Raw genomic sequence first — 25,516 nt, 5'->3', positions numbered from 1 at the left:
GTGGTTGGGTGCATGCGTTGCGGGACAATTGACCGTGCAGCGAGTCGTGCGGCCTGGGCTAGCACTGCCGGCCACCCGCATGTCACTCCACTGCCGCGGATCGCATGCATCGTTGATCGCGCGCGCGTGATCTGTAGCACGCCGTCCACGCGCTCTGTGCCATCCGAACATCCGTAGGAGCGGACCTGGCCGCGACAGGCTTCACCGGTATCGGTAACGCCTCGTCGCGGCCAGGGCCGCTCCTACGACAGTACTGCGCCTGCGAGATGTAAGCGGCAGGCGGTGTGCTGGTCAGTGCTCAAGATCTTCCGTCGATGCCATGGCGAGCGGCGCGGCCGCGGCGAGCACCACACCAAGCTTCCCTATATCACTGCTAAAGCGCGGATCGCTGCCATCGTTATCCATAGCCCGCTTTATCTGTAGCCCGCCGTCCACGCGCTCTGCGACATCCGGACATCCGTAGGAGCGGACCTGGCCGCGATGGGCTTCACCGGTATCGGTAACGCCTCATCGCGGCCGGGTCCGCTCCTACGACAGCACTATGGCTGGGAGATGTAAGCGGCAGGCGGTGTGCTGGTCAGTGCTCAAGATCTTCCGTCGATGCCATGGCGAGCGGCGCGGCCGCGACTAGCACCACACCAGCCGTACCTGTGTCAGCGCTACTGTCACCGCTACAGCGCGGATCGCTGCCATCGTTATCCATAGCGCGCCATCCACGCGCACCGCGACATCCGACATCCGTAGGAGCGGACCTGGCCGCGACAGGCTTCACCGGTATCGGTAACGCCTCATCGCGGCCGGGTCCGCTCCTACGACAGCACTGCGGCTGGGAGATGTAAGCGGCAGGCGGTGCGTCAGTCCTGCGGATACCCGAAGCGCACTGCGATCAACGTGAGCAGGTCGAACTGGGCGCCGAGTACGCCGCGATAACTGCGCCAGCGACCGGACGCCAGGCGTGCCGGGCCGCGCGGTTCGACCAGCGGGAAGTTCAGCCCAAACGCCTGCTCCAGCGCGGTGGAAATGCCCTGCGGGTCGCTTTCGATGCCATCCAGGCGGATGATCCGGTGCGGGTACAGATCGCGTTCGTGCAGCACGGCCAGCTGTTCCAGCGCCGCCAACAACCAGTCGGTGGCCTGCTGCGGCGACTGCACGGCCAGCGGCGCGGATGCGCCGGCCGAGAGCCAGTCCAGCAGCATGTCGCGCGGGTCGCGCAGCGCGATTGCCAGGCGCCCCTCCGGCAGATGCGGGCGTAGCGCGGTGAGCAGGGTGTTGTCCCACCACAGCAGCCAGTCGATGACATTGCCATCGTCGATGCCGCGGCGCAGCAGCTGCGCTTTCCAGCCTTCCACCAAGGCCATTGGCGCCAGTTCGCCGGATGCCAACTGCTCGACGCTGCGGTAGCTCTGCAACGCATCGGACGGTGGCGTGGCGCCGTAACGGTCGCCGCGCACGAGCGGGGTGGCGGCGTCCATTACCGCGATCAGGCGTTCGACATGCGAGCCCGGGGTGCCCCAGACAAACAGCGGACGCGCGGTAACGGTGTCGGGAATGCTTCCCAGCGCCGGCCACTGCATCGGCTGTTTGGCAGCCTGCGGCGGCAACGGCAGGCGGTGCTGGGCCTGTTCGCGATGGAACTGCATCCAGGTGGCCAACGCGGCGTCGGGCTGGCCGGCGCGGTCCTGCACATTACCCAACCACGGCCGCAGCACGGTCTGCTGCGCTGCGGGCAACGACTCGATCAAGGATTCGACACAGGCGATCGCCGCCGGCGGGTCGCGCTCCAGCAGCGCTTCGACGATGCGCTGTTCGCCGCTGATGCGGCCCGGCTCCACCGCCACGATCTGCCGCGCCACCATTTCCGCGTCCTCGGCGTGGCCCTGCATGTCGTGCACGCGCATCAACGCTTCCAGCGCGGGGAGGTGCTCGGGCATGCCCAGCAGCCAGCGCTCGATCACCGCCTGCGCCTGCGGCCCGCCGACCGGCTCCACCGCCAGCCGCGCCAGCCATAGATCGTGCGCATTGCTGGAGGTGGCCAGTGCCGCATCCAGGGTGTCGCGCGCATCGTCCACCGCGCCCAGACGCTCCCAGGCGGTGAGCAAGGCATGCAAGGTGCGGCGGTCGGCCGGCCAGTGGGCCAGCGCCAGGCGCAGATGCGCGGCCGCCTGATCGGGGCGACCGGCCTGCAATTCCATCTCGCCGGCCAGCCGGCGCATCGCCGGGATATCGCCATCGGGCTGGGCCAGCACGCCCTGCATCGCGGTCAGCGCATCGTCCAGGCGGCCCTGGCGCTGGGCCAGCTGGGCGATGAAGGCGCGCAGCGCGGTGCCCGGCGGATTGAGCTCCACCACGCGCTCGAACGCGCGCTCGGCAAACGCAAAATGTTCCTTCTGCAGATACGCAAAGCCCAGCGCGAACATCACCCGTGGGTCGTCCGGCAGCTGCTCGGCGGCGCGGGTCAGCAGCGACAGCGCGCGGTCGCTCTGGCCGCGACGCATCTCCACCACGCCATCGACCGCCAGCAGCTGCGGGTGGTCCGGCGCCAGGCGTGCGGCGGTACGGCTCAGTCGCTCGGCGTCGTCCAGATCGCCGCGCCCCACCGCCAGGTGCGCCTGCATCACATAGGCGTTGAACTGGTTGGGGTCCAATGCGGTGCTGCGCGACAACGCGGCATCGGCCGCCGACAGGTTGCGCGTGGCCAGCAGCAGCCCGGCGTGCAGCAGGTGCAGATCGGCGTCTTCCGGGGTCAGCGTCAGCGCGGTTTCGATGCTGGTCAGCGCCAGCGCCGGTTGGCCTTGCTGTTGCAAGGACAACCCGAGCCAGCGGTGCGCGGCAGCGTTATCGGGCGCGGTGGTCGCCCACTCGCGGGCCAGCGCCACCGCATCGTCGGCCGCATTGCGGCGCAGGGCTTGAAGAATGGCGTCTTGCATGGCGGCGGCGTGTCCCGGACAAACCGCTATTGTAACGATGCGCGCTGCGGCGGCTTGGTGTGCGACGGACGCTGCGACCTATCGCCACGCCCGCGTTGTGACTGCCCGGCGTTCAAGTGGAAGTTCAACGCCTGTGCAAGGCCCTGCACCCAGCGCCATTGCGGTTCTCAGAGCGATTGATCGTCCGGGTCGGGCGTTGAGACGCGTGCCGACATCCGGCGCAGCACGCTTGCGCCGTCGGCCACGCAGAGCATCCCAAGGACCAGATGCCCCGTGTACCAGATCGCAGCTTGGGGACCAACGGAGGCCGGCCCTAGTCGTGGACGGAACAGGATCTCGCCGGTCTGCAGAGACGCGTAGAGCCTGATCGAGCTGAAGTAGGCCATCAGACCGCCTGTAACCGCTGATAAAACCGCGACCAGGGCATCGAGAGACGGATGTCTTTTCAACATGACTTAAGAGTAGCCAACAAAACTCCTAGGCGGCCGCCAGGCGGGCGCGCCCGGCGCACAGTGCGGCACGGACCACGCATACACGCCGGTTCTGAGCGCGCCGTCCGCAGCCACCTAACGACTGCTGGCTACGGTTTGTTAGCCGCCCTAAAGAGCGGCGGCCAGCCGCTCGGCCACCCAGCGTTCGGCAAAGCCGTCGCCGCGGGCGTTTTCCAGAAAGCCGCAATGCCCGCCCCAGCGCGCGATTTCCAGGTGCGCGTGCGGCGGCAATTGCCAGCCGGCGAAGTCCTCGAACGGAATCACCGGGTCGTCTTCGGCCATCAGGATGTCCGAGGGCACCTGCAGGCCGGCCAGGCGCTCGCCGGCGATCGAATAGCTGTCGAAATACGCTTCCAGCGAGCCGTGGCCGGTGTGCTGCACCGCCAGCCAGGCCATCAGCTCGCGCATGTCCAACGCCAGGGTGGCGTCGTCGTAGCCGTGCTGGTCCGGAAACAGCTTGCGCTTGCGCAGCAGCGATTCGCGCCATTTGCGGCGGAAGTACCAGTCGTAGAACTGCGGGCCTTTTTCCAGCTGGGTCATGGTGGCGGCCGGGTCCAGCAACGGACACACCGCGGCCACACGCGCCAGCGGCAGGCCCGCTGCCGGTGCCCGCAACGCTAGCCGCAACGCGAAGTTGCCGCCCAGCGAATACCCCGCCGCCAGCAGCTGCGGCGCGGGAAATCGCCGCCACAGATCGCCGGCCGCGTTGACCACCTCGTCGATGCGATCGGAGTGGAACAGGTCCACATTGAGATGGTGGGTGCCGCCGTGATCGCGAAAATTCAGCCGGAATACCTGGTAGCCCAGGCCGAGCAGGCGCGCGGCGGTCAGCCGCATGTAGTTGGAATCGGCGCTGCCTTCCCAGCCGTGCAGCAACAGCACGGTGCCACGCACCGGCGTATCGCCGGGCGGTACGCTCATCCAGCCCTGCAGCCGTACGCCGTCGCCGCCGTCGAGAATATGTTCGCTGGTGACCGCGCCGCTGGCGCTCAGCAACTGGCGGCTGCGCAACCGGCGCAAGCCGCTGCTGGCCAGCACCGATTGCACATGCGGATTGCGCAGCCAGCGCGGCGGCTGAAAGTCGGAGGCGTTCATGCGCTCATCGGGCCAGGCACGAAAGCGCTGGCCGCAGGGTGGATGAGCGCGCGCATCGCCGGCTCAGGACTCCATCGCGGCGATGATGCGTTGACGCGAGGTGTCGGCCAGGCGGCGACGTCCTTCGATATCGAACGCGCCGATCGGCTCCAGGAAATGGATTTCAGCCAGGCGCGACGGCTCGCCGAGCAGGCGCACGATGTTGGCGAAGAAACTTTCGCGCTCGCCAAACGCCACCACCGCCTGCGCAGCGCCACGCGTGCCGTAGCGCAGCGCTACCGGCTGCACCGGCACGCCGGCTTCCACCGCCGCCTGGAAGATGCGCGCGTGGAACGGGCCCACTTCGGTACCGCCGCGGGTGCGCCCTTCCGGAAACACGCCGACCGGCTTGCCGCTGCGCAAACGCTGCAGCATTTCCAGCAGCACCCCGCCCAACGATTCGGTGTTGCCGCGTTGATGGAAGATGGTCTGGCCCTTGGCCGCCAGCCAGCCCACCAGCGGCCAGCCGGCGATTTCGCGCTTGGCCACAAAGCCCATCACGCGTTGGCTGTGCAGCATGGAGATGTCGACCCAGCTGACGTGGTTGGCCACGAACAGGGTGGCGCCCGACAGCGGCGTGCCGAAACGACGCAGACGAAAACCGAAAATGCGCATCAGGTTGCCCTGCCACCAGCGGATCATCAGCTCGTCCAGGGTGTCCTCAGCGCCGGTACGGATGCGCGCCAGCGGCGGCGTCACCACGCACAGCATGGTGATCGGCAGGAAAACAGACAGATGCAACAGCAGCAGCGGCACCCGGTACAGGTACCGGAACCAACGCAGCGGGCCGCCAGCGTCGCGCGTGGCGTCCAGGGATGACTCGCTCATTCGACGAACGGGACCGGTAACGGGGGAAGAAGGCACGACTATTGTGACAGCAGCTCGGCCGCGGCGCAGTGCCGGCAGCGGATGGCGCTGTTCCACCCATGCAGCTGCCAGGCGTGCTCAGCCACTGGTGCGCGCCACCACGGCCAGGGTCAGGCGCGAGACGCAGACGCGCTTGCCGGCCGGATTTTCGATGACGATGTCCCAGACATGGGTGCTGCGCCCCACATGCACCGCGCGTGCGGTACCGGTGACCAGGCCCTCGGTGGAGGCGCGCAGATGGTTGGCGTTGATCTCCAGCCCCACGCACATCTGGGTGGTCATCTCCACGCACAGATTGCCGGCACTGCTGCCCAGGGTTTCGGCCAGCACCACCGAGGCGCCGCCATGCAGCAGGCCAAACGGCTGCTTGGTGCGCGCGTCCACCGGCATGGTGGCGCGCAGCCAATCGTCACCGGCCTCGGTGAATACGATGCCCAGATGTTCGATCAGAGTATTTCGGCTGGAGGCGTTAAGGACAGCAAGATCGACGGGGGCGCGGAAGGTCATGGGCTGGGATTTGGGATTTGGGGGGAATCGGGAATCGGGAATCGGGAATCGCAACAGCATTCTGCGAGATTGCGACTGGTGCAACGCCTGCCGCTGTCTGGTGGATTCAAGGCTACTGCAATCGTCGGTGTCGCTGCTTGCCCCGGAGTGGCGGGACGAGTCGCGCGGCGCGGCTGCCAGCGTGGTCCGACGCCATGCCGACAGCGCGCCGCTTGCCGCCGTCGAACCATTGCCGCCTTGGAGCGGCTGACAAACCGAAGCGAGCAGTCATCAAGGCGTGGACGGCGCGCTCGGAGCCGGAGTGTACGCGTGGTACATGCCCACACCGAGCGCAGGCCGCGCCCACCTGGCGGTGAGCACAGTCGTTCTGTTGGCTGTTCTTAGCTGTCGATCAAAGAATCGGCACCAGGCCGGCACCGAATGCGGTCAGCATGCGTACCAGCAACCATTTGGGGCCGACGTTGACCTCGGGGAAATCGCCCACTGCCACATAGCACTGCCGGAACTGCGGGTCCTGCCGCTTAAGCGGGAACGGGCAGCCCGGGCCGGGCTGGAACTCGTAATTGGTCGCGTAGCGCCACGGCCAGAAGTCAAGCACCGGCAAGGCTTCGGAGACCTTGCCCACGCTGTAGTTCAATCCGCTCAACACCGGCGGCTTTTCGCGCGGAGCCACCGTCCAGGCGTTTTCCGGGTTCATATCGCGCTCGATGCTGGCCGCCAGCGCCTGCGCAAAGCGCGGATCGTCGATCACCACCGCCGCTTCGGTGTTGTAGTTTTCGCTGCGCGGATCGAAGTTGTGCGTGCCGATCACGCCGATGCGGCGATCCACCACCAGCGATTTGGCGTGCAGCCCCATGCGCGCACCGGCGCGGGTCACCGGCAGCGGTTTGTTGACCGCACGCGTTCCCAGAAACGAGGGCCGGGTTTCGGTGCGCAGCACACGGCGATCGACTTCGCTGCCGCCGGGCGTACGGCCGGCGCCACTGCTGCCGCTGCTGCCACGAATCACGCCGCCGCCAGTACTGCGGGTATCTGCACCGCTGCTGCCACGCACCGCATTGCCGGCCGCACTGCCGCCGATCAGGCGATTGTCGCGGCTGTCTTCGTTGATGTCGGAGGCAGGATTGAGCGGGTCCGGCACCAGGTTGGCGTAATCCACCGGCGCATCCAGCGGAAACGGCTTGAACTCGTACAGATTGAAGCCCAGCTCGCGCATGTTGCGGCGTTTGAACTTGTACGACAGCGCATACACGATGGGGTTGTCGGTGGCCGCCAGGCTATTGGTCGACACCACGATACGCGGCGGCTGCGGGCGTTTGCGCAGCTCCCGGAAGATCGCCTGGGCCTCGTCGGACAACACCAGATACGGCGTTTGCAGCAGCACTTCCTGCTGTGCGCCGGCGATCAGGCTATCCAGCTCCGGTGCCGTCGACACTGCTTTGGAGGCATGTTCCTTGCGATGCTTTTGCGGCAGATCGGCCACGTAGAGCACGCGCTGCACCGACATCGCCGGGGTGACGAAGGCATCGCGCACGAACTGCGGATCGCGCGCTTCCTGGTCCACCCTCGCCACCCGATCCGGGCGGCGGAATTGTGCGGGCGGCATCTGCGGTGCGCCCTGTTCCAGCAGCAGCTTGCCCACATCGTTCAGGCGCTCGGCCGGGACGCTGCGCCGCGCGCGCCAGAATGCATCGAAGTTGGCCGCCATCGCGCGTACCTCCGGGCCGGCCAGAATCACATCGCGGTCGCGGAAGTTGTATTCGCTGTCCCAGTCGTAATAGTCGTCCTGGTAATTGCGCCCGCCGACCACCCCGAGTACGTCGTCCACCACCAGCAACTTGTTGTGCATGCGCTGGTTGAAGCGCCGGAAACAGCACACCACGCTACCGGCGTAATCGAAGTAGTTGAGTTTGACCTTGCCGAAGGTGGGGTTGTAGATGCGCAGCTGCAGGTTTTCGTGGGTGCTGGCGAGCGCCCCGAGAATCTGCAGGTCGGCGATTGCCGACAGCTGATCGATCAATATGCGGACCTTGACCCCACGCTGCGCCGCATCGGTCAGCGCGTCCAGAATCATGCGCGCACTGTCGTCCTTGTCGAAAATGTAAGTCTGCAGGTCGATAGTGCGGGTTGCGCTGCGAATCAGGTTGAGCCGCGCCACCAGCGATTCTTCGCCGTGGTCGACGATGGTGGCGTAATGCCGCGGCGCGGCCGGCGTGGAGGCAGTGATGGCGTCGCCACCCAGGGTGCGCAGCGGCGAGGGCTGGGCGCAGTGATTGGCCTGGGTGCAGCTCACCACGGTGCTGCGTGCCGTAGCGGCAACGCCAGCGGCACGATTGCGTTCGACTTGCGACAGGCCGGCGCATCCGGTGCCGAGCAACAGGGTTGCCAGCACGAGGACCCTCAACAGGAACCTCACGGGCGCCGCGCCTCCTGCAACCGCCCACGCAGAATGAACGTCACCCTGTCGCCCAGGGCCATCTGCCACGCATTCATTCCGTAACGTCCACGCAGGACCGTACCTCGACTGATCACGTCGCAATCATAGCCCGGCCGCGCGCATTCAGCCGGTGCCACATGCAGGGTCTCGATGTGGGTGATTCCGCGGATGGTCAGGTTGCCGGTGATGTCGCCCCCTCCCCTGACCACCTCTTCGGCATACGGCAGCGACTCGAATTCCACCACCGGGTAGCGCGCCACGTCGAAGAAATCCTCGCCCCGCATCCAGCTGGTGTAGCGGTCCTTGCCCGGAATCTCCACCTGGGTAGCATCCAGCCGGAAGCGCACCTGCATGCGCCGATCTGGCAACTCCACCAGCTCACCGCGAAACCGCGGGAAAAACCCCTCCATCTTCATGCCGAAGCGGGTTTTGATCTCGAACCCGAAGCGCGATTGCGCCGGGTCGATGGCGTGCACTTTCTGCTGTGCAAGGCAGGGAAACGTGACCCAGAGCGCGAGCCAGGCAAACCAGCGCAGCGACGATGACACAGATCAAGGCCACCAGAAGGCGGTCAAACGGGCGATCCCCGGCTCGATGGTGGCGTCCAGTGGCAGGGCCAGCAAGACGATCGAGGCGGTCGGCATGCCGCGGTAGTCGCCGGTCTGCCCGCTATGCATCAGCGCGGCCAGCCGCTCCAGGCCCGGGTTGTGGCCGACCAGCAGCAGGCGCTCGGCCTCGCGGTGTTCGTCCACCAGGCTGGCCAGGGTGCCGGGAGTGGCCTCGTAGATGCGTTCGTCCAGCCGTTGTTCGATATAGCCGGTGAGCTCGAGCACCGCCTCCAGCGTCTCGCGGGAGCGCCGGGCCGGCGAGCACAGCACGCGGTCGGGGACCAGCCGCTGTTCGCGCAGCCAGCGCCCGGCAGACTCCGCTTCGGCGATGCCGTGCGGGGACAGCGGGCGGTCGAAATCGGCCTGGCCGGTATCGGCCGGCTCTGCATGGGCGTGTCGCAACAAGATCAATTCGCGCATAGGAACTTTCCGGTTCTAGGACTTCTTGAGCCACTTCAACAGCGGCTCCCAGTCCTGTTGATGGTCGCGCACCTGCGCCGAGCGGTAATCGAACAAGCTGCGCCCCAGCCCGGCCATGACCACGTAGGCCTGGGTGTCGCGCAATTGGGTCACCAGCGGATATGGCCAAGTCCCGATCATCTCGGCGGCCTGCTGCGAGGTCTGGGTCCAGGGTCGGGCGCGGTTGAGCACCAGGCCGACGGGGAGCTTGCGCTGGTGCACGCGCGGCACCTTGGCCAGCGTGTTGAGAAAGCCCACCACCGCTTCGATGTCCAGTGCCGAGGACAGCACCGGCACCACGATGGCGTCGACGTGGTCCAGGAACCCGCTCAGGTCGTCGGCCATCGCACCGGCCGGCGCGTCGATGATCAGCTGGTCGGTGCCATCGGGGACCGCCGCCTGCCAGTTACGGCGCTTGGTGGCGTCGATCGGCAGCACCGCACTTTCGAGGCTGGCGCGTCGCTGCGCCCAGCGCGTGGACGAGCCTTGCGGATCGGCATCTGCCAGCACGGTGCGCTGGCCCTGCAGGGCCGCATATGCGGCCAGGTTGGTGGCGATCGTGGTCTTGCCGACGCCGCCTTTGGAAGCGGCCACCAGGACTGTCTTCATGCACGCCTCGCTTCCGGGAGCAAGCCGGCAGCGTACACCGCGGCAAGGTGAGGAAGTAGTCGAAACGCGTTAAACGCGATGCGTGCGTTTGTCATCGCAGTGCAGCATCGGCGCACGGTTCAGCCGCGCACGTTTGCGGCGCACCTTGTGCCTCAGCGAATTGCGGCGACGGGATGCCAGTCCGCCGGAGGCAAAGCGGCAATGCCGCTGCGTTGCAAGGACGCACGCAATGAGGGGACTTCACCTTGCGTCAACGTGATCTCGACCTCAGCAGCGGCCGTGGCAAAACTGGGCGTGCGGCGCTGTTGATGCTGCTGCAACCACCGCAACTCACGTACCCGCGCGTGCCAATACGCAGCATCGCGGCCGGTGCTCAGGTCTGCCATGCGCTCGGAGCCGATCAACGCCGTTACCAGCATTGCGTCGTCGTTGCCCAGGTTGCCGAGGATGGCCATGCACTCATCGCGCAATGCAGGTGCGGCGATGGGCGGGGTGCATCGGCGCGTGACCTCGGCCAGCGAGGGAATCACGTGCGCCGCCCAGGCGCCCATCACGTAGCCCATCGCCATCTCCGCACCAGTGGACGGCAGATCTTGTGCCTGCAGTTGCGCGCGCAGCTGCACCGATTGCAATTGTGGCCATTGCATCCCGGCATAGGCGGCGTGCAAGGCCTGCCCCAGCGCAACGGCGCCGCTGTCGAAATGGTCTGCACGTGCGGCGGCCTGCCAGGCGGATTCGGCGGCGAGCCGATCGCCACGTCGCTGCGCGGCGCTGAAGGCCCGCAGCGGCGCATCGGCGTTGCCGGCATCGGCCTGTTCCAGAAAATCCACTGCGCCGGCTGGGTCGCAGCGCAGCTCCGCCGGGCAGCCGTTGGCCTCTACGCGCGCGACCAGCAGATCGCGGGGCCGTGCATCCAGCGCTCCTTGCAGCACTGCCCGCTGGGCTGGCGCATAGCCGGTGGTGGCGGACTGCGCATCAGCCTGCGCGTCATCGCTGAGCCATAGCAGGCCTGCAACATAACGCTGACGCGGCTGTTGGCTGGCGGCCAGGGTCTGCAGCCGCGCCTGCATGGCCTGGCCAACTTGCTGCGCCCACTGCTGCACCTCGGGTGCATTGGCGGGGTCGGGCATGGCAGGCGCTGTTGCCGCAGAGGCCGACAGGCTGGTGCCAAGGCACAGCAGCGCAACTGCGATCTGACGATATCCCTGCATGTGCTTGCCTTCCGTGTGAGCGCGGCACCATGCCGCGGGACAGCATTTCATGCGGCTGAGGGCGTATCAAGCCACCAGGCGCACCAGCAACCAGGACCAGGCCGGCAAGGTCAGCAGCGAGAGCAGGATGCTGTAGCCGACCATGGCGGCTGCCAGTCTGGGGGCCAGCCGATGGGAGATGGCCAGCGCGGCGGCGGTGATCATGGTGGGCATGGCCGATTCGAGCACGTTGGTCTGCAGCATCAGTCCGCGCAGGCCGAGCGCCCAGGACAGCGGCAGCGCCAGGATCGGCATCACCGCCAGCTTGAAGATCAGCCCCACCGCGAGTGGCTTGAGTTCGTCGGCGGGCAGACGCAACTGCAGCGAAAAGCCCACCGCGAGCATCACCAGCGGCAACATTGCATCGGCCAGGCTCTTGAGGCCGGCGCCGATCCAGGCCGGCGGCTGCGCGGGCATCAGCGTCAGCGCAAACAGCAGCGCCCACAACGGCGGGAACTTGAGGACACGGGTCAGTATGATTTTTGCGGTGGGCGGCGTATCGCCGCTGTAGCGCGCCAGCACGTACAGGCCGAAGGTGGACAGCAGCACGAAGGTGCCGAACTGGTCGTACACCACCGCGTACGGCAGGGCCTGGTCGCCCAGCAGCGCGCGCACCATCGGAAACCCGATGAAGCTGGAGTTGGTGAACACCACGCACATCAGCAGCGCGGCGTACTCGGCACGGCCGAAGCGCAACACGCGGCTGCAGCCCCACAGCAGCGGCACGATGATCGCGGTCAGCAGCCATGGTGTGGCGATCACCCCAGCGAGCGAGGCGTCCAGGTGCAGGCGCGGCACGTAGGTCAGCACCGAGGCTGGCAGACAGATGTACAACACGATGCGGTTGAGCACGTCGGCGCTGTTGTCCGGCAGCACCTTGAGCCGCGCGAACACCAGGCCAAGCCCCAGCATCGCCAGGATCAACGCAAATGCATCCACCGCCATGGCTGATCGTGTCTGTTGGAGAGCGATGCACAGAATCGCACAGCGCCGGGTCCAGGCATTGGGGGAGGAGTGAAGGAGGGCTAGCGTGGCGTCGCGCTCAGGCGAGGAACGCGTCGGCCAGATGGCCAGGCCCTTTACGGCGCAACAGATCGAGCCGGAACAAGCGGTCGCGCGCGCCATCGAATCCCTGCACGAAGAACGCGTCGCCATCGGTGCGCAGCGAGACTTCCATCGTTTGCCTATCCCGAAGCCAGTCTGTCGAGGGCGCGGTGCCCTCGCCGCTCGCGGGACAAGCCGTGAACCCATCGCTGCGGGCTCGATGGCGGTATCCATGCCGCCAACGGTCCCGCAATCGGCGAGGACACCGCACCAGGCAGGGTTGCTGGCTGCTTTATTGAAATCCCTGCATAACGACCAACTCGACTGGTCCTTGCCCGCTCACCGTCGCGGGACCTTAAGCGGTATGGCTGCCGCGTAAGGGCTGACAAGGACGGCCTTGCAGCGTGTCCCGCGATGGTGGGCGGGCACGGACCCTGCAGCAAACCTGCAGACCACTGCACGGCATGCGCTGCAGGCGATCCCTGCAGCGCGGTGCGTCGCTTACGGAAACGCCGGCGGGCTGGCCTGCCATGCCGCAAAGACCTCGGCCAGGCTGGTGCGCTCTGCGTCGCGCCAATCCGGCAGCAGGCTGGCGTAATTGGCGGTGCTGCTCCAGCGATCGGGCCAGGTGCGCACGGCGGCGGCATACCACTCGGTGGCCTCCTGCTTGCGTCCGGCCCGCCATAACGTCAGTGCGGCGGTAATGGGCAACCATTCCGGCGTGGCCGGGCGGCCATTGGCCAGGTTGGCCCACTGCTGCAGCGCCTTGTCGGGCTTGTCGGCGCGCACCAGGTCCCAGCCGTAGTTCCAGGTGATGGTGCGATATTGCTGGCTGCCATTGGAGACCAATGACAGTGCACCCTGGTACAGCTCGTCGCCCAATTGGGTGCGTCCGCCGGCATAGGCCAGCGAGGCCAGCTGAGCGCGCGGTTCGGCGGCGCGTGCGTCACGCTGCACCATCGCTGCCAGACGGTCGACCACGGCATCGCCCTGCCCCGGTACCGCGACCACGGCCTTGGTGGTGCTGCGGTCTTCGTCGAAATAGAACTCCTTGGGCTTGGGCAGGCTCTGCGCCTGCGCCAGCGACCACACGCCTCCGAGCAGGACCAAGACGGCCCATGCGTATTTCCTTTTCACTGTATTTTCCCCTGAAACAGCAAACGACCCTTCCCGTCCCCATCCTACCCGCAGCGCGACGGCCGCGCATCTGCATGCGAACGGGCGCGTGAAGGCTGACTGTTACACTTTGCGCCGCCGTTTTGGAATCCGTCGGGCGGGTCATTGGTTTCAAATGACACGCACCGGGTCCCAGCCACCCTTTCCGGGCACGCCATGACCAGTACCGCTGCACTCTCTTCTCCCGACTCTGCCAACACGCCGGAGCTCGGCCGGGTGGATGCGGACTACACGCTGGACCACAAATACACGCGTATCGATGGGCGCATCTATCTGTCCGGCGTGCAGGCCCTGGTGCGGCTGCCGTTGCTGCAGCGCCTGCGCGACGACGCGGCCGGCCTGGACACCGCAGGCTTCATCAGCGGCTATCGCGGCAGCCCCTTGGGTGGGCTGGATCTGGAACTGTGGCGCGCGCGCAAACATCTGGATGCCGCCAGGGTGACCTTCACCCCGGGCCTCAACGAGGACCTGGCCGCCACCATGGTGTGGGGCACCCAGCAGACCAACCTGTTCCCCGGCGCCAAAGTGCAGGGCGTGTACGGCATGTGGTACGGCAAGGGCCCCGGCGTGGACCGCAGCGGCGATGTGTTCAAGCACGGCAATGCTGCCGGCACTTCGCCGTTTGGCGGCGTGCTGGCGCTGGCCGCCGACGACCATGCCTGCCGCAGCTCGACGCTGCCGCATGGGTCGGAAGACGAATTCGTCAGCGCGATGATGCCCATCCTCAACCCGGCCGGGGTGCAGGACATCCTGGACATGGGCTTGCTGGGCTGGGCGATGAGCCGTTACACCGGGCGCTGGATCGGCTTCAAGACCATCGCCGAGACGGTGGAATCGTCCGCGTCGGTGCAGGTGGACCCGTTCGCGCGCAGCATCGTGCTGCCGGAGGATTTCGCGCTGCCGCCTGGCGGTTTGAGCATCCGTTGGCCCGACCCGCCGGTGGACCAGGAAATGCGTCTGCATCGCTATGCGGTGGCGGCGGCGCAGGCATTCGCACGGGCAAACCAGATCGACCGGATCGTGCTGGATTCGCCACGTGCGCGGCTGGGCATCGTCACCACCGGCAAGAGCTATCTGGACGTATTGCAGGCGCTGGAATACCTGGGCCTGGATGCGCAGGCCTGCGCGCAGATCGGTATCCGCGTGTACAAGGTGGGCATGACCTGGCCGCTGGAACCGGTGGGCATCAGCGCGTTCGCGCAGGGGCTCGACGACATTGTGGTGGTGGAAGAAAAGAAGGCCTTCATCGAGCGCCAGATGAAGGAGCTGTTCTACAACTGGCCGGCCAACGCCGGTGCGCGGCCGAGCATCGTCGGCAAGTACGACGAACACGGCGCATGGATTTTGCCGTCGACCGGCGAGCTGACCCCGGCCACGATCGCAGCGGTGATCGGCAAGCGCATCCAGCGGTTTTTTACTGCCGATTCGATCGAGCAGCGGTTGCGCTGGATGGAGACCAAGGAAGCGGAAATGGCCTTGCCGCGCGCGCAGTTCCCGCGCGTGCCGCATTACTGCTCGGGCTGCCCGCACAACACCTCCACGGTGGTGCCGGAAGGCTCGCGCGCGCTGGGCGGCATCGGGTGCCATTACATGGTGACCTGGATGAACCGCTCCACCGACACCTTCACCCACATGGGCGGCGAAGGCGTGACCTGGTCGGGGCAGGCGCCGTTTACCGACACCCCGCACGTGTTCCAGAACCTGGGCGATGGCACGTATTTCCACAGCGGCTCGTTGGCGATTCGCCAATCGGTCGCCACCGGCGTCAACATCACCTACAAGATTCTCTACAACGATGCGGTGGCCATGACCGGCGGCCAGCCGGTGGACGGCACGCTCACCGTGCCCGACATCGCCCATCAGCTGCGCGCCGAAGGCATCCATGAGATTGCGATCGTCAGCGACGACATCGGCAAGTGGACGCGGCGGCGCGATCTATTTCCCGCTGATGTGGCATTTCATGATCGTGGCGAGCTGGATGCGGTGCAACAGCACCTGCGCACGGTCAAGGGTGTGTCGATCCTGATCTTCGATCAGACCTGCGCCACCGAAAAACGCCGACGCCGCAAGCGCGGCAAACTGGTCGACCCGCCCAAGCGCGTCATGATCAATTCGCTGGTCTGCGAAGGCTGCGGCGATTGCGGCGAGAAAAGTTTTTGCGTGTCGGTGCTGCCCAAAGAAACCGAATTCGGGCGCAAGCGGCAGATCGATCAATCCAATTGCAACAAGGATTATTCCTGCGTCTCCGGGTTCTGCCCGAGCTTTGTCACCGTGCATGGCGGTGCGCCGCGCAAGGGCAAACAACGCGATGCCAGCGCATTGCTGGATAACCTGCCCGCACCGCCGCAACGCACCACGCTGGAACAGCCCTGGAACATCCTGATCACCGGCGTCGGCGGCACTGGCGTGGTCACCATCGGTGCGCTGCTGGGCATGGCCGGGCACCTGGAAGGCAAGGGCGCCACGGTGCTGGACCAGACCGGCCTGGCGCAAAAAGGCGGCGCGGTCACCACGCATATCCGCATCGCGCGCACGCCCGGCGACATCCATGCGGTGCGCATTGCCGCCGGCGAAGCGGACCTGGTGGTGGGCTGCGACATGGTGGTGGTCAACGATTATTGGGCGCTGTCCAAGGTGCGCGATGGCCGCACCCAGGTGGTGCTCAACACCTATGAAGCGATGCCGGGCAGCTTCACCACGCAACCGGACCTGCAGTTCCCGGCTGCCGAGATCATTGCCGGTGTGCGTACCGCGCTTGGCGGACAGGAGCCGTTACTGCTGGACGCCACGCAACTGGCCACTGCACTGCTGGGCGATGCGATCGCCAGCAATCTGTTCGTGTTGGGCTATGCCTGGCAGCACGGGTTGGTGCCGTTGTCGCATACGGCATTGATGCGTGCGATCGAACTCAATGGCGCGGCGGTGGCGATGAATCAGCAAGCCTTCGCCTGGGGCCGGCTGGCGGCGGTGGATCTGCCGGCGGTGCAACGCGCTGCAGGTCTGGCCAACGCTGACGCGTCTGCACATCGACACGGTGACACACCCGCCGCGCGTGCGCCCGGTAGCTGGGAAGACCACACTCTCAGCGGACAGAACGCACCGCGTGCGTTGGCGCAAACCGATGGCAGCACACTGCATGGCGATGTGGATGCACCGGTGCATCCACTCGACGATGAGCAGCTGGCGCAGTCGCTGGACGAAGTGATTACCCGCCGCATCGCGTTTCTCACCGACTACCAGGACGCTACCTACGCGCAGCGCTATCGCGCGCTGGTGGAACGCGTGCGTGCACACGAGGCACAACGCGTCCCCGGCAGCAGTGCATTGACCGAAGCCGTGGCGCGCTACGCCTTCAAGCTGATGGCCTACAAGGACGAATACGAAGTGGCGCGGCTGTACACGCGTGGCGATTTCCAGCGCCGGCTGCAGCAGCAGTTCGAAGGCGACTACACGGTCCGCTTCCACCTGGCACCGCCGCTGCTGGCCAAGAAGGATGCACACGGCCATTTGATCAAGCGCGAATACGGGCCGTGGATGTTCAGCGCTTTCAAGCTGCTGGCACGTCTGAAATTCCTGCGCGGAGGCAAGCTCGATGTGTTCGGCTACACCGCCGAGCGGCGCAGCGAGCGCCAACTGATTGTCGATTACCTCGCCACCGTGGACGGGCTGCTGGACAGCTTGGATGCCGACAACGTGGGGCTCGCCGCGCAGATCGCCAGCATTCCCGAACACATCCGCGGCTATGGGCACGTCAAGGAGGCGCATCTGCGTGAGGCCAAGGCGCGCGAAGCGGCCTTGCTGGCGCAGTGGCGCAATCCGAAGGTGCTGCATGTGGTGCAGGCAGCTTGATGTCGCCGAGCGGTGACACTTCGCCGATGTAAGCGATCGACGACATTGCGTCAATGTCGTCGATCGCTTACATTGCAGCCATGGATACTGTCCGCACGCCTTCCGATATCGGCAACATCATCCGCGCCAGGCGCAAGCGCTTGAGCTGGGATCAGGCTCGCCTGGCCAACGAAATCGGCGTAAGCCGGCAATGGGTCGTCGATATCGAGAAAGGCAAGCCGCGCGCGGAGCTGCAATTGATCCTGAGAGCACTGCAGGCGTTGGGACTGGAGTTGATGCTGGGCCCAGGCGTTACTCAGGCTCCGCAAGCGCGCGTACCCGATCGCGGAACCGTGACGCCGATCAATCTCGACGCGATCGTTGAACATAACCGGTCCAATCCACCAGTGGGAACCGACGTTCTCAATGCGTTCAACAACACCCTCCTCAAGAACCAATTCTCGTCGCTCGATAGCCTGAAAAATGCAGGCTTACTCAGACCATCCTCGGCATTGGATGCTCTAAAGCAGTCTCCGGCACGGGCAGTATTGGATGCTCTAAAACAGTCTCCGGCGCAGGCAGCCTTAACCGCAGCGCTGAATCAGTATCCCTCAATGATCAATGCACCGAATGAAAAACATGTAGTGAATGAAGTCTTGCAGAACCAGGTCTCCGCACTTGATCGTTCGAAGGTCGGCAAGGCAGCGAAAATTTCCAAAGTCATATCGGCATCTTCTAAAAAGAAGGGCGATCCGTGAGACTAATCGCACTGATCGAAAACCAGGTGATCGGCTATCTGGCGCCCGACCCGCATGGGCATCCACGGTTCACCTACACGCCGGACTGGCAGCATTCGAAAAGTGCGATACCGCTGTCGTTGAACCTTCCCCTTAGCAAGGAGGATCACCGCACCGAGGCGGTCAGTGCAGTGCTATGGGGCTTGTTGCCAGACAACGAAGCCACCTTGCAACGCTGGGCCTCCAGGTTCCAGGTCTCTCCGCGCAACCCGCTCGCCCTGTTGTCGCACGTCGGCGAGGATTGCGCTGGTGCGGTGCAGTTCGTCACCGAAAGCCGGCTTGAGGATGTGCTGTCCGGCGCCAGCGACAGCATCGAACCGCTCACGGATGGCGAACTGGAAGCACGCTTGCACAGGCTGCGCCAGGACATCGGCGCGGCGCGCCAAGTCGATGACGTCGGGCAGTTCAGCCTGGCCGGCGCGCAGGCCAAGATCGCGTTGCTGCACGACGGGCAGCAGTGGGCCATCCCGGCCGGACGCATCCCGACCACGCATATCCTCAAACCACCGAGCGGCGAATACGACGGGTTCGTCGAGAACGAGCTGTTCTGCCTGCGCCTGGCGCGCAGCATCGGCCTGCCGACCGCCGCCGCCCAGGCGCTGCGCTTCGGCGATGAAACCGCCATTTGCGTCGAACGTTACGACCGCATCGCCAGCAACGGCAGGCTGCTGCGCGTACACCAGGAAGACGTCTGCCAAGCGCTGGGAGTGATGCCGCAGATCAAGTACCAGAACCAGGGCGGCCCGGGGCCGGCTGCGCTGTCGCAACTGTTGTGGACGCACTCCTCGCAGCCGCGGCAGGACATCGAAACCTTGTTCCAGGCGTTGGTCTTCAACCACCTGATCGGCGGCACCGATGCGCACGCGAAGAACTATTCGCTGCTGCTCGGCCAACACCGGCAGGTCCGGCTGGCACCGTTGTATGACATCTCCAGCGCCCTGCCGTATCCGCAGCTGCAACAGCGCAAGATCAAGATGGCAATGAAGGTCGGCAGCCATTATCGCTGGTGGGACATTCGTCCAGGCGACTGGCGGCAACTGGCCGAAACGCTGCGCCTGGACGCCATGACCTGCCTCGCCTGGATGGAGATGGCCGCAAGCGACCTGCCCGATCAGGCGCGTGATCTTGCCGTCGTACTTCGGCAGGAAGGCGTCGCGCATCCGGTTCTGGATGCGCTGGTGGATGCCATCGCCGCTTCGTGCCAGCGCATGCGCACACTGTTGCAATCGAACTGATCGATGGTTGGAACCGTATCGTCAGGCCGCACTCGGCCATGGTGGCGATCCGGTTCGCTCACACCGGGCGCAGCAGGCGCAGCCCGAACCAATCCTTCGCATCGTTCCAGCCGTGCGTGACCTTGAGCCCGACGGCTGCGGCCAGTTCGGCAAAACGCGCATCGGTGTATTTGTAGCTGTATTCGACCTGCATGGCTTCGCCTTCGGCAAAGGCGAATTCCTTTCCGCCCACGTGCACGCGTTGGTCGCGCTGACTGATCAAAAAGGTTTCGATGCGGCCGCGTTCGCGCGCGTACACCGCGTGGTGACGGAAACCATCCAGATCGAAGTCGCTGCCGATCTCGCGATTGAGCCGCGCCAACAGGTTCAACGTGAACTCGGCAGTGACGCCGGCCGCATCGTTGTAAGCGGCTTCGATCAGGCTGGCGTCCTTGTCCAGATCGATGCCGATCAAGGCGCAGCCATCGCTGCCCATGGTCTGGCGCATCGCATCCATCAAGGCGATGGCGGCGGTGTCGGTGAAGTTGCCTAGCGTCGAGCCGGGGAAGAACACCACGTGGCGTCGCGAAGGACGCTGCGCATCGGGAAGACGCAATGGCTTGGTGAAGTCGGTGCAGACCGGCAGCATCTGAATCTGCGGAAATTGCTGGGTCAAGCGAGCCGTGCTCTCCAGCAATGCGGTGCGCGAAATTTCCAACGGCGTGTACGCCACCACATCGCGCAGGCCTTGCAGCAGCAGCTCGGTCTTGCGGCCACTGCCGCTGCCGTATTCGACCACATGCACGTCGGGGCCAATCGCCTGCGCGATCGAGGACATGCTGGCTTCCAGCAACGTCAATTCTGTGCCGGTGAGGTAATACTCCGGCTGCCGGGTGATGGCTTCGAACAGCTGCGAGCCGCGGGCATCGTAGAAGTACTTGGACGGCAGCGTCTTGGGTGTTTGCGACAGGCCCGCCAGTGCGTCGGCGGTGATGTCGTCCGGCTGCGGACGCAGATCGGTCAGCGCGGCATGGGCGCGTTGCATGGCATGGGCGGCGGCGTTCAAGGCAGATCCTTGGCAAGACGCACGCCGGCAAACTGCCAACGCGCATCGGAGGGGAAAAAGTTGCGGTAACTGGCGCGCAGGTGACTGGCCGGCGTGGCGCAGCTGCCACCGCGCAGCACCCATTGCGCATTCATGAATTTGCCGTTGTATTCGCCCAACGAGCCAGGCCATGGTGCGAAACCCGGATACGGCAGATAGGCACTGCCGGTCCACTCCCACACATCGCCAAACAGCTGCTGCATGCCGGTGTCCACGGCCTGCGCAGCACGTGGATGCAGTGCGTCGGTATCGACAAAATTGCCCTGCACCGGCACCCCGGCAGCCGCTTGTTCCCACTCTGCTTCGGTGGGCAGACGCGCACCGGCCCAGCGTGCGAACGCATCGGCTTCGAACAGGCTCAGGTGACAGACCGGCGCGTGCGCATCGCGCGTGCGCCAGCCATCCAGGGTGAATTCGCGTCCATCTGCATCCCAGTACAGCGGATGCTGCCAACCCTGCGCCTGCACCATCGCCCAGCCATCGCTGAGCCAGGCACCGGCGCTGCGGTAACCGCCGGCGTCGATGAACTCCTGGAACTCGGCATTGGTGACGACACGGTTGGCCAAGGCATGCGCAGCGATCAGCACGCGGTGGCGCGGCGACTCGTTGTCGTAGGCAAACGTGTCGCACTGCGGCCACGTGGCTGCACCGATCTCTGCAATCTGCTCATCGCGCGCATGCCAACGCAGTGCACTCGGCAATGCAGCTTCGGGGGCGGGCGCATCGCGGTAGGCCGGCTGCAGCGGATTGCTCCACAACGCGTGCTTGATGTCGGTCAGCAACAATTCCTGATGCTGCTGCTCGTGCTGGATGCCCAGTTGCACGATGGTGCAGGCCTGCGCGTCGAGCGCGCCATCTTGCAAGCGCTGCTGCATGTGGGTGTCGACGGCCGCGCGATAGTCGCGCACCTGCTGCAACGATGGCCGCGACAACACGCCGCGACGTGTACGCGCATGCATCGGGCCCACACTTTGATAGTAACTATTGAACAAGAAATCCCACGCCGGGTCGAAAACGCGGTACGCAGGGTCGGCCTGCAGCACGAAGCGTTCAAAAAACCAGGTGGTGTGCGCCAGATGCCATTTGCTGGGGCTGGCATCGGGCATGCTCTGCACCATCGCGTCTTCCGCGCTCAGAGGTGCGGCAAGACGGTCGCTCAGCGCGCGGGTCTGCGCGTAGCGTTGCAGCAGCGTCAACTGCTGTTGCTGGCGGTCGACCACCAGGGGGGAGAGTGCAGACATCACCATATGCTTGAGGAGCGTCCGTGAACGCGCCGTGTCGGCGGTATGGCGGCCAGCGGTAAGCTATTGGCATGCCATCGTCTTCGCTGCCCAGTTCGCTCCCCACCCCTGTCGCCTGGGAACACCGGCACCGCGCATTTGCGCTACCCGATGAGGTCATCTATCTGGACGCTGCCTCGCGCGGGCCGTTGCTGACTGCGGTGCAGGCCGTAGCGCATCAGGCGGTCGATGCGATGGCCATGCCGTGGCGGTTGCCGTTCGATGCATGGCTGCACGACATCGAACAGCTGCGCCGCTTGGCCGCCGGTCTGTTCGACAACGATGTCGATGCGGTGGCGATGTTGCCGTCGGCCGCGCATGGGCTGGCCACGGCTGCACGCAATCTGCCACTGCATCGCGGCGACGCGGTGCTGCTGTTGGACGGGCAATTCCCGTCCAACCTGCTGATCTGGCAACGGCGCTGCGCCGAGGTCGGTGCACACATTGTGGCGGTACCGACCACTGCCGGCACGGTGCTGACCGACGCGGTGCTGGAGGCGGTTGAACAGACGCCTGCGCTGCGCATCGTCAGCCTGCCACATGCGTACTGGCTGGACGGGCGGCAGCTGGACCTTGACCGGATCAGCGCGGCGGTACATGCGCGCGGTGCGGCGCTGGTGCTGGATCTGAGCCAAAGCCTGGGCGTCATGCCGACCGACCTGCCGCGCTGGAAGCCGGAGTTCGTGGTCAGTGTCGGCCATAAATGGTTGCTGGGGCCGATGGGCCTGGCGTGGCTGTGGGTGGCGCCGCAGTGGCGCACGCAGGGCGTGCCGATCGAAGAACACTGGATCGGCCGGGATGCCGGCAGCAGCTGGGAATTTCCGGTGGCGCAGGCGCCGGAGTATCGCGAAGGGGCACGGCGGTTCGATGCCGGCGGCGTTGCCGACCCGTTGCGGATTGCGATGGCAACGGCCGCCCTGCAGCAGGTGACGGCCTGGCAACCTGTGCGTATCGCTGCGGCGCTCGGCGCACTGACCGCGCAGTGGGATGCGGCGTTATCCGCGCGCGGGCTCGGCAGCTGGTGCACCCCCGGCCATGCGCCGCATCTGACCGCGTTGCAGCCGCCGGCCACCCAATTGGATGCGGTGGCAAAGACGCTCGGCGAGCAGGGGGCGATCTGCACGCGACGGCATGGACGTTTACGTATCGCACCGCACCTGAGTGTTGCCGACGATGCCCTTCTACGCTTGATTGCTGCGCTGCCAGGGCAGTGACGCGGTACGCCAGCGCATGTAGGAGCGGACCTGGCCGCGACGGAGCGTTGTCCGAGTAAGGCGGTGTCGCGGCCGTGTCCGCTCCTACGGGTTCATTGGGGGATTATTTGTCCGCTGCACCACCGCGCTGGCTGAGTCGCAAGTAGTGCGTGCGTGTCGCCAAAGATTCGCTATGACGCTTGATTGCTGCGCCGCCAGGGCAGTGAAGCGTTACGTCAGCGCAGTAGGAGCGGACCTGGCCGCGACGGGGCGTTGTCCGAGGAAGGCGGTGTCGCGGCCGGGTCCGCTCCTACGGGTTCATTGGGGGATTGTTTGTTCGCTGCTCAACCGCGCTGGCTGAGCCGCAGGCCGCGTGGGGTTGCCCAACGCTCCAGCCCTTCGAATGCCGCCTGTACCAGCAGGGCGAGGATGGCAGCGGGGATCGCGCCTTCCAGAATCAAGCCGATGTCGTCGAGACGGATGCCGGTGAGAATTGGCTGGCCATACCCACCAGCACCGATCAGCGCACCCAAGGTGGCGGTGCCCACGTTGATGACCGCAGCGGTCTGGATACCGGCCACGATGGTGCGGCGGGCCAGCGGCAATTCCACGCGCCACAATCGCGTCCAGGCCGGCAACCCGATCGCTTCGGCGGTCTGGCGTAGCTCGCGCGGAATCGAGGTGAGCCCGGCATGGGTATTGCGCACGATCGGCAGCAGGCTATACAGGAACAACGCGGCAATCGCCGGCTTTGCGCCGATGCCGAACAACGGAATCATGAAGACGAACACGGCCAACGAGGGCAGCGTCTGCAACACAGCGGTCAACGACAACACCACCTGGCCTAGCCGCGGCCGCCGCGCTGCGAGCACACCCAAGGGCAGCGCGATCAGCAACGCGAAGCCCAGCGAGATGCCGACCAGCGCCAGATGCTCGCGGGTGTGGCGCAGCAACCGGCCGATGCGCGAATCCGCTTGTGCCGTGGCCGCAACGCCCAGCCATTGCGCGGCCACCGCCGCCTCGGACTGCCGCTCCAATTTCACCTGCGCATTGAGCCGCTGCATGGTGGCTTCGTCGATCCGTCCCTGCAGACCTTGCAAAGCCTTGAGCATCGCCGGTGCGCGCTGCGCCAGGTCCTTGCGATACAAAAACACCGCTTGATACTCGGGGAAATACTGGCGGTCGTCGCGCAGCACTTGCAGCTGGTAATACGGAATCTCCGCATCGGTGCTGTATAGATCGGTGACCTCGATCGCCCCGCTTTGCAGCGCGCGATAAGCCAGATCGTGATCCAGCCCGGTAGCGGTTTGCGTCAAGCCGTAGGCCGCACGCACGCCGGGCCAGCCGTCGGCGCGTTGCATGAATTCATTGCTCAAACCGATCTTCAGTGCCGGGTGGCGGGCCAGATCCGAGAGCGACGCGATGCCCAGCGCCTGCGCACGCGCGCGGCGCATGCCAAACGCATAGGTGTCCTGAAACCCCAGCGACTCGGTCATCGCCAGACCGCGCGCGTCCAGCGCGGCGCGCAGCTCGGCGTGGCTGGCCTTGGGCAACTGCAGCAGTTCCTGCGCCAGGGTGCCGGTGTATTCGGCGTAGGCATCGATCTGGCCGGTTTCCAGCGCGCGCCACAGGATGCGCGTGCCGCCGAGCTGGGCACGGTGTTGCACGTCCACGCCATCGCGCCGACCGGCCGCAGTGGCGATTTCGCCCAGGATCACTGCCTCGGTGAAGTTCTTCGAGCCGATGGTCACCGGCGCAGCCTGCGCGCCGAGGCTGCAGATCAGCAGCAGCATTGCCGCAAAGAGGCGCGCCATCATGCGGCGTCGCCGATGCTGCGTTGTGCGGTGAGAAAACGCTGCACGAACGCGTCGGCCGGCTGCGCGAGCAGCTCGCGCGCATTGCCCTGCTGCACTAGGCGGCCGGCGCGCATCAGCACCAGGGTGTCGGCCAGATATGCCGCTTCGGCGACATCATGGGTGACCAGCACCACGGTCTTGCCAAGCTGCGCAAACAGCGCGCGCATCTGTGCCTGCAGGTCGTAGCGCACGATCGGGTCGAGCGCCCCCAGCGGTTCGTCCAGCAGCAGCGCAGGCGGGTCCAGCATCAAGGCGCGGATCAGCCCCACGCGTTGGCGCTGCCCACCGGAGAGTTCGGCCGGATAGCGCGCCAACAACTCCGGCGGCAGCTGGCACAGCGTGCACAAACTCTCCAAGCGCGCATCGATGCGTTGCTTCGTCCAGCCCAGGGTCTGCGCCAGCAGCACCACATTGCTGCGCGCGTCCAGGTGGGGAAACAGCCCACCTTCCTGGATGACATAGCCGATGCGCTGGCGTTGCGCCTGCAGACTGGCGCGCGCCAATGGCACACCATCGACAGCGACCGTGCCGCTGTCAGGCCATTCCAGCCCCACCAGCATGCGCAACACGGTGGACTTGCCTGCGCCGCTGGGGCCGATCAACGCCGTCGTGACGCCGCTGGCAAAGCCCAGCGTGACCGTGTCGAGTGCGATGGCCTGGCCGTAGCGGCGGCTGACCTGGTCGAGAGTGAACATGCGCGCGAGCTTGCCGAACGCGACGTCAGGCACGCGCGA

At 65.8% G+C, this 25,516-nt stretch carries 21 protein-coding genes and 2 other RNA genes; 5 read left to right on the top strand and 18 right to left on the bottom strand.

What is annotated here, in order from left to right; genetic code table 11:
• Nucleotides 1–854 precede the first annotated feature (854 nt).
• Both RQH86_RS15600 and RQH86_RS15595 read right to left on the bottom strand, forming a co-directional pair.
• Nucleotides 855–2,927: a tetratricopeptide repeat protein gene (locus RQH86_RS15600; RefSeq protein WP_311240051.1), complete on the bottom strand. Its 2,073-nt coding sequence runs from the start codon at nt 2,925–2,927 to the stop codon at nt 855–857.
• Nucleotides 2,928–3,094: 167 nt separating this feature from the next.
• Entirely contained in the window at nt 3,095–3,313 is a 219-nt protein-coding gene (locus tag RQH86_RS15595; protein ID WP_311240050.1) for a hypothetical protein, read from the bottom strand.
• A gap of 133 nt (nt 3,314–3,446) precedes the next feature.
• Here RQH86_RS15595 and RQH86_RS15590 point away from each other — a divergent pair.
• A non-coding RNA gene (locus RQH86_RS15590) (sX9 sRNA) lies at nt 3,447–3,523 on the top strand.
• Nucleotides 3,524–3,526: 3 nt separating this feature from the next.
• Here RQH86_RS15590 and RQH86_RS15585 read toward each other — a convergent pair.
• The 12 genes from RQH86_RS15585 to RQH86_RS15530 form a co-directional block, all read right to left on the bottom strand.
• Nucleotides 3,527–4,513 (bottom strand): alpha/beta fold hydrolase, encoded by a 987-nt coding sequence (locus RQH86_RS15585; RefSeq protein WP_115526710.1) that lies wholly within the window; start codon nt 4,511–4,513, stop codon nt 3,527–3,529.
• Nucleotides 4,514–4,576: 63 nt separating this feature from the next.
• Complete coding sequence (locus RQH86_RS15580; RefSeq protein WP_193552833.1) at nt 4,577–5,476, bottom strand: lysophospholipid acyltransferase family protein; 900 nt, start codon at nt 5,474–5,476, stop codon at nt 4,577–4,579.
• Nucleotides 5,477–5,497: 21 nt separating this feature from the next.
• A complete protein-coding gene (locus RQH86_RS15575; protein ID WP_115526709.1) occupies nt 5,498–5,926 on the bottom strand; it encodes a hotdog fold thioesterase in 429 nt (142 codons plus the stop codon).
• 244 nt (nt 5,927–6,170) lie between these two features.
• Nucleotides 6,171–6,244: non-coding RNA, sX9 sRNA (locus RQH86_RS15570), on the bottom strand.
• A 73-nt stretch (nt 6,245–6,317) separates the two neighbouring features.
• Nucleotides 6,318–8,342, bottom strand: a complete 2,025-nt coding sequence (locus RQH86_RS15565; RefSeq protein WP_311240049.1) for a phospholipase D family protein — start codon at nt 8,340–8,342, stop codon at nt 6,318–6,320.
• On the bottom strand, nt 8,339–8,911 hold the full coding sequence (locus RQH86_RS15560) for a YceI family protein (protein ID WP_115514961.1): 573 nt from the start codon (nt 8,909–8,911) through the stop codon (nt 8,339–8,341). Before RQH86_RS15560 ends, RQH86_RS15565 begins: the two co-directional genes overlap by 4 nt.
• A gap of 3 nt (nt 8,912–8,914) precedes the next feature.
• Nucleotides 8,915–9,391, bottom strand: coding sequence for a histidine phosphatase family protein (locus tag RQH86_RS15555; RefSeq protein WP_055853785.1), 477 nt, complete (start codon nt 9,389–9,391; stop codon nt 8,915–8,917).
• A gap of 15 nt (nt 9,392–9,406) precedes the next feature.
• Nucleotides 9,407–10,039, bottom strand: a complete 633-nt coding sequence (locus RQH86_RS15550; RefSeq protein ID WP_055853787.1) for a ParA family protein — start codon at nt 10,037–10,039, stop codon at nt 9,407–9,409.
• A 152-nt stretch (nt 10,040–10,191) separates the two neighbouring features.
• Complete coding sequence (locus RQH86_RS15545; protein ID WP_311240048.1) at nt 10,192–11,250, bottom strand: hypothetical protein; 1,059 nt, start codon at nt 11,248–11,250, stop codon at nt 10,192–10,194.
• Between the two features lie 66 nt (nt 11,251–11,316).
• Nucleotides 11,317–12,234 (bottom strand): AEC family transporter, encoded by a 918-nt coding sequence (locus RQH86_RS15540; protein WP_311240047.1) that lies wholly within the window; start codon nt 12,232–12,234, stop codon nt 11,317–11,319.
• A 97-nt stretch (nt 12,235–12,331) separates the two neighbouring features.
• Nucleotides 12,332–12,466 carry a penicillin acylase family protein gene (locus tag RQH86_RS15535; protein WP_311240046.1) on the bottom strand — a complete coding sequence of 45 codons (135 nt, stop codon included), beginning with the start codon at nt 12,464–12,466 and terminating at the stop codon, nt 12,332–12,334.
• Between the two features lie 368 nt (nt 12,467–12,834).
• Nucleotides 12,835–13,470 carry a tetratricopeptide repeat protein gene (locus RQH86_RS15530; RefSeq protein WP_311240045.1) on the bottom strand — a complete coding sequence of 212 codons (636 nt, stop codon included), beginning with the start codon at nt 13,468–13,470 and terminating at the stop codon, nt 12,835–12,837.
• 195 nt (nt 13,471–13,665) lie between these two features.
• On the opposite strand from RQH86_RS15530, the gene RQH86_RS15525 reads away from it, so the two are divergent.
• From RQH86_RS15525 to RQH86_RS15515, 3 genes are read left to right on the top strand one after another with little or no spacing between them, the layout of a single operon-like run.
• A complete protein-coding gene (locus tag RQH86_RS15525; protein WP_311240044.1) occupies nt 13,666–17,358 on the top strand; it encodes an indolepyruvate ferredoxin oxidoreductase family protein in 3,693 nt (1,230 codons plus the stop codon).
• A 53-nt stretch (nt 17,359–17,411) separates the two neighbouring features.
• Entirely contained in the window at nt 17,412–18,095 is a 684-nt protein-coding gene (locus RQH86_RS15520; RefSeq protein WP_236699314.1) for a helix-turn-helix transcriptional regulator, read from the top strand.
• On the top strand, nt 18,092–19,369 hold the full coding sequence (locus RQH86_RS15515; protein WP_311240043.1) for a type II toxin-antitoxin system HipA family toxin: 1,278 nt from the start codon (nt 18,092–18,094) through the stop codon (nt 19,367–19,369). Before RQH86_RS15520 ends, RQH86_RS15515 begins: the two co-directional genes overlap by 4 nt.
• Before the next feature lie 58 nt (nt 19,370–19,427).
• On the opposite strand, the gene egtD is transcribed toward RQH86_RS15515, so the two are convergent.
• Together egtD and egtB are read right to left on the bottom strand one after the other, a co-directional pair.
• Nucleotides 19,428–20,414 (bottom strand): L-histidine N(alpha)-methyltransferase, encoded by a 987-nt coding sequence (gene egtD, locus RQH86_RS15510; RefSeq protein WP_311240042.1) that lies wholly within the window; start codon nt 20,412–20,414, stop codon nt 19,428–19,430.
• Nucleotides 20,411–21,700 (bottom strand): ergothioneine biosynthesis protein EgtB, encoded by a 1,290-nt coding sequence (egtB, locus tag RQH86_RS15505; RefSeq protein ID WP_311240041.1) that lies wholly within the window; start codon nt 21,698–21,700, stop codon nt 20,411–20,413. Before egtB ends, egtD begins: the two co-directional genes overlap by 4 nt.
• A gap of 65 nt (nt 21,701–21,765) precedes the next feature.
• Between egtB and RQH86_RS15500 the strand changes: the two genes are divergently transcribed.
• Nucleotides 21,766–22,947, top strand: a complete 1,182-nt coding sequence (locus RQH86_RS15500; RefSeq protein ID WP_311240040.1) for an aminotransferase class V-fold PLP-dependent enzyme — start codon at nt 21,766–21,768, stop codon at nt 22,945–22,947.
• 323 nt (nt 22,948–23,270) lie between these two features.
• Here the strand turns inward: RQH86_RS15500 and RQH86_RS15495 are convergent, their stop codons facing one another.
• Both RQH86_RS15495 and RQH86_RS15490 read right to left on the bottom strand, forming a co-directional pair.
• Nucleotides 23,271–24,743 (bottom strand): glycine betaine ABC transporter substrate-binding protein, encoded by a 1,473-nt coding sequence (locus tag RQH86_RS15495; protein ID WP_311240039.1) that lies wholly within the window; start codon nt 24,741–24,743, stop codon nt 23,271–23,273.
• Complete coding sequence (locus RQH86_RS15490; protein WP_311240038.1) at nt 24,740–25,477, bottom strand: ATP-binding cassette domain-containing protein; 738 nt, start codon at nt 25,475–25,477, stop codon at nt 24,740–24,742. Before RQH86_RS15490 ends, RQH86_RS15495 begins: the two co-directional genes overlap by 4 nt.
• Nucleotides 25,478–25,516 lie beyond the last annotated feature (39 nt).

Origin of the sequence: Xanthomonas sp. WCS2018Noco2-27 (genome assembly GCF_031843525.1) — a bacterium.
Taxonomy (GTDB): Bacteria; Pseudomonadota; Gammaproteobacteria; order Xanthomonadales; family Xanthomonadaceae; genus Xanthomonas.
This window is presented reverse-complemented; position numbering and strand designations above follow the sequence as displayed.

Coding starts and splice junctions, on each gene's coding strand:
- RQH86_RS15545 (WP_311240048.1), bottom strand. CDS start 11,250: ATGCAGGGATATCGTCAGATCGCAGTTGCGCTGCTGTGCCTTGGCACC.
- RQH86_RS15540 (WP_311240047.1), bottom strand. CDS start 12,234: ATGGCGGTGGATGCATTTGCGTTGATCCTGGCGATGCTGGGGCTTGGC.
- RQH86_RS15495 (WP_311240039.1), bottom strand. CDS start 24,743: ATGATGGCGCGCCTCTTTGCGGCAATGCTGCTGCTGATCTGCAGCCTC.
- RQH86_RS15555 (WP_055853785.1), bottom strand. CDS start 9,391: ATGCGCGAATTGATCTTGTTGCGACACGCCCATGCAGAGCCGGCCGAT.
- RQH86_RS15535 (WP_311240046.1), bottom strand. CDS start 12,466: ATGGAAGTCTCGCTGCGCACCGATGGCGACGCGTTCTTCGTGCAGGGA.
- RQH86_RS15520 (WP_236699314.1), top strand. CDS start 17,412: ATGTCGTCGATCGCTTACATTGCAGCCATGGATACTGTCCGCACGCCT.
- RQH86_RS15585 (WP_115526710.1), bottom strand. CDS start 4,513: ATGAACGCCTCCGACTTTCAGCCGCCGCGCTGGCTGCGCAATCCGCAT.
- RQH86_RS15600 (WP_311240051.1), bottom strand. CDS start 2,927: ATGCAAGACGCCATTCTTCAAGCCCTGCGCCGCAATGCGGCCGACGAT.
- RQH86_RS15490 (WP_311240038.1), bottom strand. CDS start 25,477: ATGTTCACTCTCGACCAGGTCAGCCGCCGCTACGGCCAGGCCATCGCA.
- RQH86_RS15550 (WP_055853787.1), bottom strand. CDS start 10,039: ATGAAGACAGTCCTGGTGGCCGCTTCCAAAGGCGGCGTCGGCAAGACC.
- RQH86_RS15575 (WP_115526709.1), bottom strand. CDS start 5,926: ATGACCTTCCGCGCCCCCGTCGATCTTGCTGTCCTTAACGCCTCCAGC.
- RQH86_RS15500 (WP_311240040.1), top strand. CDS start 21,766: ATGCCATCGTCTTCGCTGCCCAGTTCGCTCCCCACCCCTGTCGCCTGG.
- egtB (WP_311240041.1), bottom strand. CDS start 21,700: ATGGTGATGTCTGCACTCTCCCCCCTGGTGGTCGACCGCCAGCAACAG.
- RQH86_RS15525 (WP_311240044.1), top strand. CDS start 13,666: ATGACCAGTACCGCTGCACTCTCTTCTCCCGACTCTGCCAACACGCCG.
- RQH86_RS15595 (WP_311240050.1), bottom strand. CDS start 3,313: ATGGCCTACTTCAGCTCGATCAGGCTCTACGCGTCTCTGCAGACCGGC.